At 33.3% G+C, this 17107-nt stretch carries 12 protein-coding genes; 9 read left to right on the plus strand and 3 right to left on the minus strand.

Annotated elements, in window-relative coordinates; translation table 11 throughout:
* Positions 1-152 precede the first annotated feature (152 nt).
* The 3 genes from AC1RRQ_RS02445 to AC1RRQ_RS02455 all read left to right on the plus strand — a co-directional run bounded on the left by AC1RRQ_RS02445 (position 153) and on the right by AC1RRQ_RS02455 (position 3783).
* Positions 153-1376 (plus strand): hypothetical protein, encoded by a 1224-nt coding sequence (locus tag AC1RRQ_RS02445; RefSeq protein WP_493021080.1) that lies wholly within the window; start codon positions 153-155, stop codon positions 1374-1376.
* Between the two features lie 540 nt (positions 1377-1916).
* Positions 1917-3176 (plus strand): cysteate-C-fatty acyltransferase, encoded by a 1260-nt coding sequence (gene capB / locus AC1RRQ_RS02450; RefSeq protein WP_493021082.1) that lies wholly within the window; start codon positions 1917-1919, stop codon positions 3174-3176.
* Between the two features lie 121 nt (positions 3177-3297).
* Positions 3298-3783: a hypothetical protein gene (locus AC1RRQ_RS02455; RefSeq protein ID WP_493021084.1), complete on the plus strand. Its 486-nt coding sequence runs from the start codon at positions 3298-3300 to the stop codon at positions 3781-3783.
* A gap of 111 nt (positions 3784-3894) precedes the next feature.
* Here AC1RRQ_RS02455 and AC1RRQ_RS02460 read toward each other — a convergent pair whose 3' ends face one another.
* The gene (locus AC1RRQ_RS02460; RefSeq protein WP_493021086.1) at positions 3895-5013 is read right to left on the minus strand and encodes a GTP cyclohydrolase; all 1119 of its coding nucleotides are present in this window, start codon (positions 5011-5013) and stop codon (positions 3895-3897) included.
* A gap of 45 nt (positions 5014-5058) precedes the next feature.
* On the minus strand, positions 5059-6027 hold the full coding sequence (locus tag AC1RRQ_RS02465; RefSeq protein WP_493021088.1) for a transporter: 969 nt from the start codon (positions 6025-6027) through the stop codon (positions 5059-5061).
* Between the two features lie 124 nt (positions 6028-6151).
* Here AC1RRQ_RS02465 and AC1RRQ_RS02470 point away from each other — a divergent pair, with 124 nt between their 5' ends.
* The 6 genes from AC1RRQ_RS02470 to AC1RRQ_RS02495 all read left to right on the plus strand — a co-directional run bounded on the left by AC1RRQ_RS02470 (position 6152) and on the right by AC1RRQ_RS02495 (position 14094).
* Positions 6152-6439, plus strand: a complete 288-nt coding sequence (locus AC1RRQ_RS02470) for a DUF4834 family protein (protein ID WP_493021090.1) — start codon at positions 6152-6154, stop codon at positions 6437-6439.
* Between the two features lie 50 nt (positions 6440-6489).
* On the plus strand, positions 6490-8928 hold the full coding sequence (locus tag AC1RRQ_RS02475; RefSeq protein ID WP_493021092.1) for a YfhO family protein: 2439 nt from the start codon (positions 6490-6492) through the stop codon (positions 8926-8928).
* A gap of 40 nt (positions 8929-8968) precedes the next feature.
* Entirely contained in the window at positions 8969-10252 is a 1284-nt protein-coding gene (locus tag AC1RRQ_RS02480) for a glycosyltransferase family 4 protein (protein ID WP_493021094.1), read from the plus strand.
* 78 nt (positions 10253-10330) lie between these two features.
* Positions 10331-11800 (plus strand): oligosaccharide flippase family protein, encoded by a 1470-nt coding sequence (locus AC1RRQ_RS02485; protein WP_493021096.1) that lies wholly within the window; start codon positions 10331-10333, stop codon positions 11798-11800.
* A gap of 96 nt (positions 11801-11896) precedes the next feature.
* On the plus strand, positions 11897-13546 hold the full coding sequence (locus AC1RRQ_RS02490) for a mechanosensitive ion channel family protein (RefSeq protein WP_493021098.1): 1650 nt from the start codon (positions 11897-11899) through the stop codon (positions 13544-13546).
* A 248-nt stretch (positions 13547-13794) separates the two neighbouring features.
* A complete protein-coding gene (locus AC1RRQ_RS02495; RefSeq protein WP_493021100.1) occupies positions 13795-14094 on the plus strand; it encodes a DUF8108 domain-containing protein in 300 nt (99 codons plus the stop codon).
* 143 nt (positions 14095-14237) lie between these two features.
* On the opposite strand, the gene uvrA is transcribed toward AC1RRQ_RS02495, so the two are convergent.
* Positions 14238-17033: an excinuclease ABC subunit UvrA gene (gene uvrA / locus AC1RRQ_RS02500; protein WP_493021102.1), complete on the minus strand. Its 2796-nt coding sequence runs from the start codon at positions 17031-17033 to the stop codon at positions 14238-14240.
* Positions 17034-17107: the final 74 nt, after the last annotated feature.

A 17107-nucleotide genomic window follows, 5' to 3' on the forward strand; every position in this document is an offset into this window, starting at 1 on the left:
AACACATAGATACATAGTTTTGTAAACTTAGAAAGGCGTTTCACTTTCATTAACAAACATAGCTAGGTGTGAAAATATAGATTTTTTAAAAATTATCTTTTGTAATGTTTAAAATCTATGTTTCTATGTGTTTAAATAAACAATTTTCTAAAATGAATTCTCAAAAAACCTGGATTATCTGCTGTTTTTTAAATTTCTTAATTGCCTGCCTATTTGGGTTGATAATGCGGTTGGTATATCTTTATCCTATAAATTGGATAAACTACGGCTTTTTACTTCACTCACATTCGCATGTGGCCATGCTGGGCTGGGTTTATCTGATGATTTATGTTTTAGTGGTTCGGTTTTTTATTCCGAAAGAAAAAAGCCAGAAACGAATTTATAACCGATTATTCTGGCTGACTGAATTTTCGGTTATCGGAATGATGATTACTTTTCCTCTTCAGGGATATGCTTTGTTTTCGATTATTTTTTCAACGCTTCATATTTTGCTGAGCTATGCTTTCTGCCGATTGGTTTGGAAAGACATTTTTAAAGAAAAAACACCGCAGCAAAAACTTTTGCGTGTTTCTGTTTTGTTTATGATCTTGTCGACTTTGGGAGTTTGGTGTTTAGGACCGGCTGTGAGTACGCTGGGTAAACAAAGCGTATTTTATCAAATCGCCATTCAGTTTTTTCTGCATTTTCAGTTTAACGGCTGGTTTATGTTTGCTGTTTTGGCCTTGTTTTTAAAACAATTTCAGCATAAAATGGAAGAAAGAAAGTTTGAGAAATTTTATTTTCTTTTAATCGTTTCGACCTTTTTAACGCTGGCATTTCCAATTCGATGGTTTGCAGCAATCAATATTTTAAACTGGATCAATGCTTTTGGGGTAATCTTGCAATTAGGCGCTTTTGTATATTTCTATCAAATGCTGCAACCTCAAATAAAGGATTTTAAAAAAGGTTTAGATGAAAGTGCTAAACTCGTTTATGGTCTGGCTTTATGTTCGTTATTTTTGAAAATAGGAATTCAGTTATTGACCATTTTTCCAAATATCACTCAGGTTTCGCATCAAATAAGGAATTTTGTAATTGGTTTTATTCACCTGACAACTTTGGGAATTATAACCGGATTTTTGTTTGGAATTTTGCTTCAGAATAAAATACTTTCTGCTCATTCTTCTGTCTTAAAAATAGGAGTAAAAAGTTTTATATTAGGTTATTTAGCAACCGAAATCCTGCTGTTTTTTCAAGGTGTGCTTCTTTATTTTGGCAGCGGGATGCTTTCAGGATATTATGAGAGTATTTTTGTTTGCAGCTTGATTTTGGTTTTTGGATTAGTTTTGATGATGTTATCTGTAATAGATTTACAATCAAATAATTTTGCTAAATAAGTCCCAGAGGGACAAAATATTTATAGAATATCAATTAATATATTAAAAGCCCCATCGGGGCGACATGTTTATAGGATTGTAAAAGCATATATATCGCTCCGCTGGAGCTTTGAATCAATTGCAAATTTTAGCTATAAATATTTAAGCTCCGCTGGAGCTAAAAATAGAACCTAGTTAAAAAACAAAAAACAAGAGTCGATCCATTCCTACAAAATCTCCCCTTGTTTTTCTACTAAATCAAAATGAATAATCTTTATATTTTTCCTGTTTCAAGGTTTATTATTGTTTTTTTTCTGCTAAACCATCTTGAATTTGGTTTAATTTCTAAGCAAAAGTAAAAGATAGATCTGTCTTTTATTGTGATAAAAGTCATGATTTACTTACTGCTTTTTATTTATATTGTGAACTAAAAGTTCTAGTTTAGAGGGATAGAGCGGAATGTTGAATATTTTTTAATAAAAATAAATGACTCTCTGAATTTTAGAATAATAATGATTATTTTTGCTCGCTGATTAAGTTAAAAAATTACTACACTATATTATGGTAAAAGATTTATTCGAAAGAATTCAGGACAATAAAGGACCTTTAGGAAAATGGGCTTCGCAGGCAGAAGGCTATTATGTTTTCCCAAAGTTAGAAGGAGAGTTGGGTCCTAGAATGACATTTCATGGAAAAAATATTCTAAACTGGAGTTTAAATGATTATTTAGGTTTAGCAAATCATCCTGAAGTTCGTAAAGCCGATACAGATGCTGCGGCTCAGTATGGTGCAGCTTACCCTATGGGTGCTCGTATGATGTCTGGACACACGACTTATCATGAGCAATTAGAAAATGAATTAGCTGCTTTTGTAATGAAAGAATCAGCTTATTTATTGAATTTTGGTTACCAGGGAATGGTGTCTATTATTGATGCTTTGGTTACTAAAAATGATATCATTGTTTACGATGTAGATTCGCATGCTTGTATCATTGATGGTGTTCGTTTGCACATGGGTAAACGTTTTACTTACAAGCACAACGATCTTGAAAGTATGGAAAAAAACCTGCAGCGTGCTACTAAAATGGCAGAAGAAACAGGCGGAGGTATTTTATTTATTACCGAAGGTGTTTTTGGAATGCGCGGACAGCAGGGTAAACTAAAAGAAATTGTTGCTTTGAAGCAAAAATACAATTTCCGTTTGTTAGTAGATGATGCACACGGTTTTGGAACACTTGGTAAAACAGGTGCCGGAGCAGGTGAGGAGCAGGGAGTTCAGGCAGATATTGATGTTTACTTCTCTACTTTTGCTAAATCTATGGCTAATATTGGTGCTTTTGTAGCAGCAGATAAAACAGTTATTGACTATTTAAAATACAACTTACGTTCGCAGATGTTTGCTAAAGCGTTACCAATGATCCAGACAATTGGTTCATTAAAACGTTTAGAGTTATTGCGTAATTCTTCTGAAATTAAAGACAAACTTTGGGAGAATGTAAATGCATTACAAAGCGGTTTAAGAGAAAAAGGATTCAATATTGGAGATACAAATACTTGTATTACTCCGGTTTACCTTGAAGGAAGTATTCCTGAGGCAATGGTAATGGTTAACGATTTAAGAGAAAACTACGGTATTTTCCTTTCTATTGTTGTTTATCCGGTTATACCTAAAGGAATTATTTTGTTAAGAATGATTCCAACAGCTTCTCATACTTTAGCTGATATTGATGAAACGTTAACGGCTTTCGAAGCGATTCGCGAGAAATTAGTAAACGGAACTTATAAAGATATTGCAGAACGTACTACAGTAGACGTTTCGTAATTAATTTAAAAATAGATTTCCTTAAGTGGAAATTATGTAAAAAAATCCATTCGTAGAACGAATGGATTTTTTTTTATTTAAGTTAACTTTATATCATAATCACAAAATAAAAATAACTATTATGAAAAAAGTATTAGCAATATCAACTCTTATTTTAACGGTTTTTATTTCCTGTAAAAAAGAAACTACAACGACAGAGCCGGTACAAATTACTCCAAGTCCGCCAAAAGAAGCTGAAATTGCGGAACCGGCAGGAGATCAGTGTTATACGTGGAAATCGAATGGAAGTACTATTGAGATGAGCTTTAATGTAAACTCTCATCAGGAAGTAAACGGAAAATTAAGCTATAACTTAGTAGGGAAAGATAAAAACGAAGGAACTTTAATCGGAAACATGAAAGGCGATACTTTAATTGCCGATTATACTTTTAATTCTGAAGGAGTTTCATCAGTAAGAGAAGTTGCTTTTTTACAAAGAGAAAATACCTTTATTGAAGGATATGGAGATGTTGTACAAGCCAATGATAAAGTAACTTTTAAAGATAAAACAAAACTAAAATTTGACCAGAAAAACACATTGGTCAAAGTAGATTGCAAAGTGGAATAATGAATTGTTATGAATGCAAAAAATCCATTCGTTTGGGGGCGAATGGATTTTTTATGTTTTTATATAATCTCGGGAAAAGCTGAAAACTGAGACCGAAAACTGAAAACTCTTCTAGAGATTTTTCAAATACGTTTTTCTTTGACAGTGAATTTTAGGATCAAAGTTTTTCCACAGTAAATGAATTGCCGTATTCTCTGCTAATTCTGGAGTTCTAATACAATTTTGAATTCCTTTCTCTGAAAAAGTTTTGTAATATTCATCAAAAATAATCGCGGTAACGCCTTTATTTTGGTAATCAGGATGAACACCGATAAGATAAAAAACGACATCTTTACTTTTCTTTCTTGCTTTAAGCAGATGAAGAAAACCAAACGGAAAAAGTTTTCCTTTTGCTTTTTGCAATGCTTCGCTAAAACTTGGCATTACAATGCTGAAAGCAACCAGATTATCATCTTTATCGACTACAAATTTTATGTATTCCGGATTAATAAAGCTGATGTATTTCTTCTTAAAATATTCTTTCTGAACATCTGAAATAGCTACAAATGAAGCTAGTTTTGCATACGATTCATTAAACAAATCAAACATTTTGTCTACATGAGGCATAATGTCTTTTGTTTTGGTAAATGTCAAGGAGCGAAGTCCGTAGCGTTTTTTAATTAACTCCTGCGCTTTTAAGAAAAATTCAGGTTTTACATTAGAAAAAGGGAAAATACTTTCGATATATTCTTTCTCGACCTGAAAGCCTAATTGTTCAAAATGAGTTACATAATAAGGATTATTGTACCATGTAATCATAGTTCCCATCTGATCGTAACCTTCGGTAAGAACACCTACTTTGTCTAGGTTTGAAAAACCCATTGGACCTTCGGTATGTTCAAGATTATGTTTTCGGCCTAGTTCATATACTTTTTCAAGAAGCGCTTTGGTAACTTCAATATCATCAATAACATCAAACCATCCAAAACGAACTTTTCGTTTATGCTGGTTATTCACTTCTGCCCAATTAATGATAGCTGTAATTCTTCCAACAATTTCATTGTCTTTATAAGCCAGGTAAAAATAAGCTTCGGCATTATCAAAAGCAGGATTTTTAGTTTTATCAAATGACTCTAATTCATCTGCAATAATGGGCGGTACCCAATACGGATTGTCTTTATAAAGTGAAAACGGAAATTTGATATAATCTGTTAATTCCTTTTTGGTTATGGCTTCTTTAATTGTAATCATTAACTTGTTGTTTGCTCTTGATTAAGAGATATTTTTATTGTTTATTTATTCGTATTTGGCTTTACGTTTTCGTTCTTTTTCCTGATAATCAATTTCTTTTTTGTTGTCAGGGTTCTTTTTCGCTCTATCTCTGTTTTTTAGTTCAATTTGTTTGGTTTTATACCAGCCATCATAACGCCATGAAAAACCAACGCCGCCATATAAAACAGAAGGTGTGTTTTTAAAGTTGGTGCTTATAGAAGCATCAATTTGCATATTTCGAGACAAAAGAAAAGCTGCACCGCCGCGCACGATGGCATCGCTGTAAAAATCGCTTTTATATCCTTGATTTTCTACAAAACCAGACCATCTGTCGTTAAATCCGTGAGTAAGAGTTAAAATATAACCATAACTTGGATAATCCGTACTTATATAATCGGCAATAATATTCGTTACAAAAACCCATGATCCGCCTCCTAACATGTTTTGAGTAATAAGGGAAATCTTAGGAGAAATGGCACCGTCCGGAGAAAAATAATACGGATTATCAGCACCCACAAAATTAGCTCCTGCAAAAATCGAAACAGCCGGAATCAATTCGCGCCATTGAAAGTTTCGATTGGCTTTGTAGCTGTAAATATTAGCTTCTCTTGTATAGTTTTTGTAAGGATCGTAAATTAGGTATTTTGCTCCTAAAACGGTTTGTCTGAAATTGTTCTTTTTATAGCTGGTATAAGGTGTGTCGAAGTTTTCCCTTTGATATTGAACATCCAAAACAAACTCCAGCTTTTCAAGAAAAGCACCGTATCTAATGCTTAAATCGGTACCAAAACCAGAAGCGTCGTAATCTAATAAATCGTGTTTTTCTTTAATTGCATACACGCCAATTTCGCCTTGAATAACTGATTTTCCAACTGCATAAGCAGACATGGTTTCGCCCGGACGGTTGGAATTAATTACATCAGTGTATTGAGCAAAGAAAATTTGCGGTGTTAAAAAAAGAGCGGTAAAAAGTAATTTTTTAATTTTCAACATAATTATTTGGGGATTAGAAAAATAATAACGCAATTCAAATGTACTATATTTTATTATTTATTTAAGATTGATATTTTAATTTTAAACAACGGATTTACTAATTTTGGAAAAAAATTATATGATCATGCAAGAAGCATCTTTTACAAATTTGTTTAAAACGATAATGTGGATTATTGCGTTTTATTATATTTTTAAATTTTTGGCTAGAATCTTTTTACCGGTATTGGTAAAAAAAGCAGTTGAAAAAGCAGGAGAGAATTTTCAAAGACAACAACAATACGGCCAGAATAACACATGGCAGCAAACACGCACTAACAATAATGATGAGATAATCATCGATACTGCTAATGCAAAAAAGCCGCGCGAAACCAAAAAAGTGGGCGATTATGTTGATTACGAAGAAATAGATTAAGTTTGCATCCTTAATAAGCAGGATTCATCATTTAACCAAACCAGCCAAAATTGAAAATAGTAAATAAATTCTATCCGCACGCCCTTGTAGTACTGGGCTTTATTCTCGTTTCTTTAATTTATTTTTATCCGGTTCTACAGGGAAAACAAATTTTCCAGTCTGATATTGCTCAATACACCGGAATGGCCAAAGAGCAAAATGACTTTAGAGCCGCAGAACATGCAGAGCCTTATTGGACAAATTCGGCTTTTGGCGGAATGCCAACGTATCAGTTAGGAGCCAATTATCCTAATGATGTTGTGGGGAAAATAGATGATGTTTTACGTTTCTTACCACGTCCGGCTGATTATTTATTTCTATATTTTTTAGGCTTTTATGGTTTGTTATTGGTTTTAAAAACAGACCCTTTAAAAGCTTTTATAGGCGCACTTGCGTTTGGTTTTTCGACCTATTTAATTATTATTCTGGGTGTTGGGCACAATGCAAAAGCGCATGCCATTGCTTATATGCCATTGGTTATAGCCGGATTTATACTCGTTTTTCAGAAAAAATACATTTGGGGAGGCTTGCTCACCATGTTTGCGGTTGCATTAGAAGTTAATGCCAATCACTTTCAAATGACCTATTATTTATTGATATTCTTATTGATACTTTCAGGTTATTATGCCTTCAATTTTATAAAAGATAAAGAATACAAACCGCTTTTAATTGCAATTGGAACCCTTGCCGTGGCAGGTATTTTTGCCATTGGTGCCAATGCGGCCAATTTATTAGCAACAAGTGAATATGCTAAATTTAGTACACGAAGCAACAGCGAATTAACTTTTAATCCTGACGGAACAAAAAAAGCAAACGAAAATGCATTAAGCCGTGAATATATTACTGAATACAGTTACGGAATTGCCGAAAGTTTCAACCTTATTGCTCCTAGAATTTTTGGAGGTTCAAATCATGAAAATGTAGGAGTAGACAGCCGTATGTATTCTTTTATGTTAGAGCAGGGAGTACCGGCAAGTCAGGCAGAAGATTTCGTTTCAGGAATGCCTACTTATTGGGGAGATCAGCCAATTGTGGCAGCACCGGCATATATTGGTGTTGTGGTGTTTTTCCTCGCAGTTTTGGCATTGTTTATTGATGATAGAAAAATAAAATATGTATTTCTTTCAGGAGCATTATTCTCATTGGTGCTTTCTTGGGGTAAAAACTTTTCTCTGTTAACAGATTTCTTTATTGATTATGTTCCGATGTATGATAAGTTTAGAGCTGTATCGTCTATTCAGGTCATTTTAGAATTATGTTTTCCAGTATTGGCAGTAATGGGAATTCAATCCTTTTTTAAAGCAAAAGAAGAACCTAAATTACAGCAAAAAGCACTTATACAAACCGGAGTTTTTGGTTTGGGAGTTATTTTAATTCTAGTATTTGCAAAAGGATTTTTCCACTTTACAGGAAGCAGCGATAATTATTTCTTACAAAGTTACGGACCAGCATTTGTAGATGCTTTAAAAGAAGACAGAATGTCTTTATATTCTGCCGATTTACTTCGCTCAGGATTCTTTATAGTAGTTACTTTTGGTGTATTATGGCTGTTTATTAAAAAGAAATTTTCACAAACTACAGCATTGGTTATTGTGGCTGTTTTAATGATTTTTGATTTGTTTTTTGTAGACAAAAAATATGTTTCGGCTAAAGATTTTGTTAGTCCGGTTCAAATTGCGGCTCCATTTCAGGAAACACCTGCCGATGCTAAAATTTTAGAAGATACGACTCATTATAGAGTTTTTGAAGTAAACGGAAATATGTCAAGCGCAAGAGCTTCTTATTTTCATCATTCTATAGGTGGTTATCACGCTGCGAAACCAAGAAGAATGCAGCAGTTATTTGATTATCAAATTGCTAAAAACAATCTGGAAGTGCTTAATATGTTAAATGTTAAGTATGTAATTCAGACAGATAAAGAAGGAAAAGAAATTCCAACCATAAATCCGGATGCAAATGGAAATGCTTGGTTTGTAAGCGCATTAAAACTGGTTAATAAACCAGATGATGTTATGAAAGCATTAGATCATCTGGATACTAAAGAAGTAGCAGTTTTTAATGTTCACGATCATGAAGGTAAATTTAAAAATGCCCGAATGAAAAAACAATGGGATACAACCGGAACAATAAAATTAGTTCAATATAAGCCAAACTACATCAAATATCAATCAGATAACGGAAAAGATGGTTTAGCTGTTTTCTCTGAAATGTATTATGAAAACGGATGGAACGCTTATATTGACGGACAATTAACGGATCATTTTCCTGTAGATTATGTTTTAAGAGCAATGGAAGTTCCCGGCGGAAAACATACAATCGAATTTAAGTTTGAACCAAAAGTTGTAAAAACCGGAGGAACAATTAATTTGGTTAGTTCAATTGGAATGTTCCTGCTTTTAATTGGAGGAGTTTATTTCGAGAGAAAGAAGTTTAGTGAGCAGTCTCAGTAATCAGTCTCAGTTTACATTTTAAAACAATAATCGATTTTCATTGGAACAAAAAAAGCTCTTAATTATAACGTATTACTTTCCTCCAGCTGGCGGACCGGGAGTACAGCGCTGGCTGAAATTTACAAAATACCTGCCTGATTTTGGCGTTCAGCCCATTGTTTATGTTCCAGAAAACCCAACATATCCAATTGTTGATGAAGGTTTGGTAAGCGAAATATCAGATAAAGTAATTGTTCTTAAAAACAAAATTTGGGAGCCTTACCAATTGGCTTCTGTTTTTTCAAAAAATAAAACCAAGAAAATCAGTTCCGGAATTTTTCCACATAAAAAAAAGCAGACTTTTTTAGACAAAGCTTTTCTTTGGGTACGCGGTAATTTATTTATTCCGGATGCCCGCGTTTTTTGGGTAAAACCTTCTGTCGCTTATCTTGAAAAATACATCAAAGAAAACAATATTGATACGATAGTTACTTCCGGGCCTCCGCATAGTCTGCATTTAATTGGTTTAGAATTAAAAGAAAAACTAAATGTAAAATGGTTCGCTGATTTCCGTGATCCATGGACAACGATTGGGTATCATAAAGCACTTCGTTTGTCTGGTTACGCTGCCAAAAAACATAAAAATTTAGAACATAAAGTGCTGAATGCTGCCGATACTATTATTGTAACAAGTAAAACTACAAAAGTAGAATTTGAGGCCATTACCAATAAACCAATAGCAGTAATTACAAACGGTTACGATATTGAAAAGGTCGAAAAACAGCCTTTGGATACAAAGTTTACCCTTGCTCATATTGGATCATTTTTGTCAGACAGAAATCCTAAGTTTTTATGGGAATGTCTGGTTGAACTGCTTCAGGAAATCCCTGATTTTAAATCTCATTTAGAAATTAAGTTAATTGGAGCCGTAAGTCAGGAAGTTTTAGATGCTATAGAAGATTTTAAACTGAATGATTATTTGAATCTTTTAGGATATGTTTCGCATAATGAAGCGATTGCCCACCAAAAAAAATCTCAGGTTTTACTTTTAATTGAGATTAATTCTGAAGATACAAAAAGTATTATTCCGGGGAAATTGTTTGAATATATGGTATCAAACCGTCCAATTATTGCCATTGGACCTGAAGGTTCTGATTTTGCCGATATCATAAAAGAAACCAATACAGGAGTATTTTTTGATTATTCAGAAAAAGCGAAATTAAAAAGTGTAATTTTGGACTTTTATAATCAATTCTTAGAAGGGAAATTACAAGCTAATGGTGTTGGTTTGCAACAATATTCAAGAAAAAACCTGACTAAACAATTAGTACAGCTGATTAATTAAAAACAATAGTTTCAAAAGTTAACAAAAAATCTACCCCGATAGCTATCGGGGCTACAATTTAAACTCTGCAATCAAAAAATGGGTATTGTCTTAAACCAGTCTTTTAAAAACACTATTATAACATACATTGGCTTTGGAATTGGGGCGATCAATACACTTTATTTATATCCTGTTTTTTTGGGCGCTACTTTTTATGGTTTAACAAATTATATTACGTCTGCGGCAAATGTGATTATGCCTTTGTTTGCTATTGGAATGCAGAACACTTTGGTTAAATTTTATTCGCAATACCAAACAGACGAAGAAAAATCCCGTTTTTTATCCTTTACCGTTTTATTCCCATTACTCTTAATAATCCCGCTTTTACTAATTGGTCTTGTTTTTTATGATGAGATTATATTCTTTGTGTCTAAAAAGAATGCGATTGTAAAAAGTTATATCTGGTTAATCCCATTTATAGGATTGTGTATGGCTTATTTTGAAATTTTTTATGCCTGGCTCCGAGTAAATATGCATTCCGTTTTTGGAAACTTTATTAAGGAAGTAGGTTTACGATTATTTTCATTATTTCTGTTAATAGGCGTTTACTACGGTTGGCTTAGTGTAGAAGGCTTTGTATACGCAACAGCAGTTTTATACTTTTTAGCATTTTTGGTAACCATGTTATATGCATTTAGTATCCAGAAACCAACTTTTCAATTTACAATACCAACAAATACAAAAGATATATTAGTCTATACTTTTTATATTATTTTATCTGGAAGCGTTGCAAACTTACTTTTAGATGGAGATAAGATGATATTAAACCAATATATGCAGATTGAAAATATCGCCTTCTATTCTGTTGCTACCTATATTGCTTTGGTAATTTCTGTTCCAAGCCGTGCCATGCATCAAATTGTGTATCCAATTACAGCAAAATTAATGCACGAGAATAAACACGATGAGTTGAATCAGCTTTATAAAAAAACGTCTATAAACCTGCAGATTGTGGGTGGTTTTGTAATGCTTTGTATATTCGTAAATATTAATCAATTATACGAGTTAGTTCCAAAAGAATACAGCGGCGGAATTGCAGTTGTATTTATGATAGGTTTGTCTAAATATTTCGATTTAATTTTAGGAAACAATAACGCAATCATTTTTAATACTAAATATTACCGAATGGTATTGTATTTAGGATTAATGCTGGTTGTACTGACAGTAGTTTTAAACATGATTTTTATTCCAATTTTTGGAATATTCGGATCTGCTTTTGCTACTTTATTGTCGATTACTTTATACAGTTTGGCAAAACTTCTTTTCGTGGTTAAAAAGCTTAATTTATATCCGTTTACCAAAGAAACAATCTCCTCGATGGTATTAACGTTTATCTTGTTTCTGGTGTTTTACTTTTGGGAGTTTCCGTTTTTCCAGCTTATCAGTATTGCTTTAAAATCAATATTGGTAACGATTGTGTATGTTTATTTAAATTACAGATTTAATATCTCTCCGGATATTAATAAAGTGATAGATATGCTGCTGCGAAAAATTGGAATTAAAATTTAGTACGATTTTATTTAGAAACTGAGAACTAATTTATTTTTGAATCTATTTTGTTTTTATATTTGTTAGTAAGTACCACTAACTTTATATAAAATGAATATGAGAAATAAATTACTATGGTTTTTAGTCCTTTTAGTTGTTTCATTTTATTCGGTTTCATTTGCTCAAAATACTCGGGACACTTTAAATAAAAGTGATCTCAAGGTGAAATTAAAAGCTTACCCGGTTGTTCCCTTTAAGGATACGCTTTTTTATGTTTACAATAAAGTGGGGTCGTTTTCTGCCGAAAACAGAGCGCACGCCATTACAGAAAAAATCAGAAAGTTGTATGAAGATTCTTTTTTCGAAAAAGATTCTTTATTGGTGGTTCCATCTGATATCTCTCAGGACATTATATATAAAAATGATTTTATTATTATGTCTATTTTGGAAGTCGATGCAAAAGCAGAAAACCAGACTATTGACTTTATTGCAAAACGGAATAGCAACCTTATAAAACGTGCCGTTATTTATCAGAATGAAAACTATTCGATGTTGCCAAAAAGGCTTGGTTATACGGCATTGCTGGTACTGATTATAGGGCTTGTTTTGTATTTTACAGGGAAGATTTTTAACAGAATAAAACTTTATATCTTAAAAAACAGCGATCGGTATTTTAAAGGTTTTAGTTATAATAATATAAATATCCTTTCGCCTCAAAAACAGCAATCGTTATTAATGCGGTTGTATAGTTTAATAAAAGGGATTACACTGATTTTGATTGTTTATCTTTCGCTGCCTGCATTATTCAGCATTTTTCCGGCTACAGAAGCTTACACGACAACTTTACTGCATTGGATTCTTTCTCCGGCAAAATTAGCCGTAATGGGCTTTGTTCATTTCCTGCCTAGTTTAGTGACTATAATCGTGATTATCTTTATTTTTAAATATACTATAAAAGTAATCCGATTCTTTTTTGATGAAATAAAAAAAGAGAATATTAAAATTGATGGTTTTTACAGCGATTGGGCAATGCCGACATTTAATATTATCAGATTTCTGCTTTTGGCATTTATGGTCGTAGTCATTTTTCCTTATCTGCCGGGTTCAGATTCTCCTATTTTTAAAGGTGTTTCGGTATTTGTGGGTATCCTGTTTTCATTAGGTTCTTCAAATGCGATTGCTAATATGGTAGCAGGATTAGTTATCACTTATATGCGACCGTTTAAGATTGGCGATTTTATAAAAATTGCGGATGTAAGCGGCGAGGTCATAGAAAAAACAGCTTTGGTAACCCGAATCAGGACGACAAAATTTGAAGATATTACTATTCCTAATTCTACAGTTTTATCGAGTACTTCGACAAATTATTCTTCGAATACAAAGAATACCAATAATGGTTTATTAATTCATACTACTGTTACAATTGGCTATGATGTACCTTGGGCATCTATTCATAAAGCTTTGATTGAAGCGGCATTGAAAACAGATTCGATAGAAACAACGCCGACACCTTTTGTTTTACAAACCAGTTTAGATGATTTTTATGTTTCGTACCAAATTAATGTTTACACAAAACATCCAACCAAACAGCCTTTAATTTATTCTTCCCTGCATCAAAATATTCAGGATTCATTTAATGCAGCGGGAATTGAGATAATGTCACCTCATTACAGTGCCCTTAGAGACGGAAATACCACGACTATTCCGGAGAATTATTTAAAAAACGATTATGAGCCTCCATTTTTTAATATTAAGAACAAAAGCTAGCTTCTTTTTGTAAGAAATTAAAAATGTGAAAATAATCTTAAATTTTTCTGCTCATTTCTTTGAAATTCAATTTATTAAAATTAATTTTATGTTTCGTTTTAATATTGTTTTCGATCTAAAGATGCAAAAAATATCTTTCAAAATACAATAAAAAGAGATTTGTAAGTGTTTACTAAGATAGGATGCTTTATTATAACCATTGAAATTTAAAGTAGTATCACGTAGCAGACAAACCCAAACAAATGATTATGAAAGGCAGTAAGCTAAGTCAGGAACAAAGTGTACAGGTGTTTTCCAATATGATATCAAACAAAGTTCATAACGGATTTACATTAGAAGAAAGAAATGATGAATTACTTTTTGCAGTTCTTTCTAAAGGCGGAAAAGTAGTCAACCACAGTTTAAATTTCATGATTTTTTGTTTAACCCTCGGATTATGGTCATTTGCGTGGCTGTATCTTACCTTCGAGGCCTCCAAACAAAAAAAGGTGTTAGTTGCCATCGACGAGGATGGTTTTCCTTTTGAAGAAAAATGTTTAGTTGCTTAGCAGCTTAAAGCACAAAATTAAAAAATTCCAAATTCCAAACATGATGAATCAAGTCATTGGAATTTGGAATTTTTATTTATTGTCAGTTAAAGCTCTAAAAAAAAAAGAACCTTAGCATCTCAGCAACTTAGAACCTCAGAACCTTATAGCTTATCCTTTAAATAAACCCCAGTAACCGATTCTTTAACCTTCACAATATCTTCAGGCGTTCCGGCCGCTAATAAATGTCCGCCATTTTCACCGCCTTCCGGACCCAGATCTATAATCCAGTCCGCACATTTTATTAAATCAAGATTATGCTCAATAACAATTATCGAATGCCCTTTTTCGATTAAGGCATCGAATGAAGCTAATAGTTTTTTAATGTCATGAAAATGCAGACCCGTTGTAGGTTCATCAAAAACAAATAAAGCTTTGTCTTTTGTTGCTCCTTTTACTAAAAATGAAGCCAGTTTAATACGCTGTGCTTCACCACCTGAAAGAGTAGAAGAAGATTGTCCTAACTGAACATATCCTAAACCAACATCTTGCAAAGGCTGTAATTTCTGCGTGATTTTAGACTGCTTGTTTTTTTCAAAGAAAGCAATGGCATCATCAATGGTCATGGTTAAAATATCGTTGATGTTCTGGTCGTCAAAAGTTACTTCCAGAATCTCTTTTTTAAATCGTTTACCGCCGCAAGTTTCACATGGAAGAGAAACATCGGCCATAAAGACCATTTCAACGTTTATAGAGCCTTCTCCTTTACAAGTTTCGCATCGCCCTCCATCAACATTAAAAGAAAAATGTTTGGCCTGATAACCTCTTATTTTAGATAGTTTTTCTTTTGCATACAAATCACGAATGTCATCATACGCTTTTATATACGTAACAGGATTTGATCTCGAGCTTCTTCCAATAGGGTTTTGATCTACATATTCAATATGTTTTATCTGAGAAAAAGATCCTGATATTTCACTGAATTGCCCCGCTTTTTCGGCCGCATTTTCCAGTTTTTTCTGCATGGCAGGAAATAAAATTTTCTTAATCAAAGTACTTTTTCCGCTTCCTGAAACTCCGGTTACAACCGTTAAAATGTCAAGAGGGAAAGTAACATTAATATTTTTAAGGTTATTTTCTCGCGCGCCGATAATATCAATATGATTTTTGAATTTTCGCCTTTTCTTAGGAACAGAAATCTCTAAATCACCATTTAAATATTTAGAAGTAAGAGAATCTGATTTTAAAATCTCCTGGTACGTTCCCTGCGCCACAAGATTTCCTCCAAAAGTACCTGCTTCCGGCCCAATATCGATAATCATATCGGCGGCTTTCATGATATCTTCGTCGTGTTCTACCACAATTACAGTATTTCCTAAATCACGAAGAGAAAGCAATACTTTTATCAATCGTTCTGAATCTTTTGGATGAAGACCAATACTTGGTTCATCGAGAATGTACATCGAACCAACCAAACTGCTTCCAAGAGAAGTCGCCAGGTTAATACGCTGCGATTCTCCTCCCGAAAGAGTAGAAGAGTTTCTATTTAAGGTTAAATAGTCTAAACCAACTTCGGTTAAAAAAGACAAACGATTGTTGATTTCGACCATCAAACGTTTTGCAATTTGCTGTTCGTATGGATTTAATTCAAGGTTTTTGAAAAAAGTAACCAAATGTTTAATAGGAAGATCAACTAAGTCTGAAACCGTTTTTCCGCCAATTTTTACATACGAAGCTTCTTCGCGTAAGCGTTTGCCGCGGCAAGCATGACATTTAGTTTTTCCGCGGTAACGCGAAAGCATTACACGATTTTGGATTTTATAATTTTTCTCTTCTAATTCTCTAAAGAAATCATTCAGACCTTGAAAATACTGATTTCCTTTCCAAAGCAAATCTTTTTGATCGTCTGAAAGTTCAAAATAAGGTTTATGAATTGGGAAATCGAATTTGTAGGCATGTTTTACCAATTCGTCTTTGTACCAGCTCATGCTGTCACCGCGCCAAGGATAAATGGCACTTTCAAAAACCGATAAAGAGGTATTTGGAACCACAAGATCAGCATCGATGCCGATAATGTTTCCGTAGCCTTCGCAAACCGGACAAGCTCCGTAAGGATTATTAAAACTAAACAAATGAACGTTTGGTTCTAAAAATGTAATGCCGTCTAATTCAAAATTATTAGAATACGAAAATCTTTTATTTGAACCGACTTCCTGCAGGTAACAAATTCCTTTACCTTCAAAAAAAGCAGTTTGTACGGCATCAGAAAGACGATTGTAAAATTCTTCTTCTTCCTTAACTACAATACGGTCAATAATCAATAAGATGTCTTTATTGTCTAATTTATGTATTTCTGTCGGTGTAAACTCATCTAAACGAATCATTTCGTTATCGACTAAAATACGGGCAAAACCTTGCTGCAAAAGCACTTTAAGTTTGTCTTCAAGCTGACGTCCCTGCTCTAAATGAATAGGAGCAAGAAGCAGCCATCTGCTGTCAATCTCAAGTGTTTTTACATCAGAAACAACATCGGTTACTGTATTTTTTTTGACTTCCTGTCCCGAAATAGGAGAATAAGTTCTTCCAATTCTGGCGAATAAAAGTTTTATATAATCGTAGATTTCTGTTGAAGTTCCTACGGTTGATCGGGCATTGGTCGTGTTTACTTTTTGCTCAATTGCTATGGCAGGCGCAATTCCTTTTATATATTCAACTTTTGGTTTGTCTAAACGACCCAAAAACTGGCGTGCGTATGAAGATAAACTTTCAACATAACGACGTTGTCCTTCGGCATATAAAGTGTCAAAAGCCAAACTTGATTTTCCTGATCCTGAAAGTCCTGTAATGACTACAAGTTTGTTTCGCGGAATAGCCACATCTACATTTTTTAAATTATGTACTTGTGCGCCTTTTATTATAATATTTTGCTTCGGGTCGAGTGTAGAAAGATCAATTTGCATAAAAAAAGTCAATTTTTACAAAAGTAATCAATTTTGAACAGAGTTTTGTTAAGGAGATTGTTCCAAATCTTAAC

Source organism: Flavobacterium sp. GW821-FHT12A05, assembly GCF_058807735.1.

What these genes read in the sequence shown, in the direction of transcription:
- AC1RRQ_RS02495 (WP_493021100.1), top strand. Translation starts at nt 13,795, where the DNA reads ATGAAAGGCAGTAAGCTAAGTCAGGAACAAAGTGTACAGGTGTTTTCC.
- AC1RRQ_RS02465 (WP_493021088.1), bottom strand. Translation starts at nt 6,027, where the DNA reads ATGTTGAAAATTAAAAAATTACTTTTTACCGCTCTTTTTTTAACACCG.
- AC1RRQ_RS02490 (WP_493021098.1), top strand. Translation starts at nt 11,897, where the DNA reads ATGAGAAATAAATTACTATGGTTTTTAGTCCTTTTAGTTGTTTCATTT.
- AC1RRQ_RS02485 (WP_493021096.1), top strand. Translation starts at nt 10,331, where the DNA reads ATGGGTATTGTCTTAAACCAGTCTTTTAAAAACACTATTATAACATAC.
- AC1RRQ_RS02470 (WP_493021090.1), top strand. Translation starts at nt 6,152, where the DNA reads ATGCAAGAAGCATCTTTTACAAATTTGTTTAAAACGATAATGTGGATT.
- AC1RRQ_RS02455 (WP_493021084.1), top strand. Translation starts at nt 3,298, where the DNA reads ATGAAAAAAGTATTAGCAATATCAACTCTTATTTTAACGGTTTTTATT.
- uvrA (WP_493021102.1), bottom strand. Translation starts at nt 17,033, where the DNA reads ATGCAAATTGATCTTTCTACACTCGACCCGAAGCAAAATATTATAATA.
- AC1RRQ_RS02445 (WP_493021080.1), top strand. Translation starts at nt 153, where the DNA reads ATGAATTCTCAAAAAACCTGGATTATCTGCTGTTTTTTAAATTTCTTA.
- capB (WP_493021082.1), top strand. Translation starts at nt 1,917, where the DNA reads ATGGTAAAAGATTTATTCGAAAGAATTCAGGACAATAAAGGACCTTTA.
- AC1RRQ_RS02460 (WP_493021086.1), bottom strand. Translation starts at nt 5,013, where the DNA reads ATGATTACAATTAAAGAAGCCATAACCAAAAAGGAATTAACAGATTAT.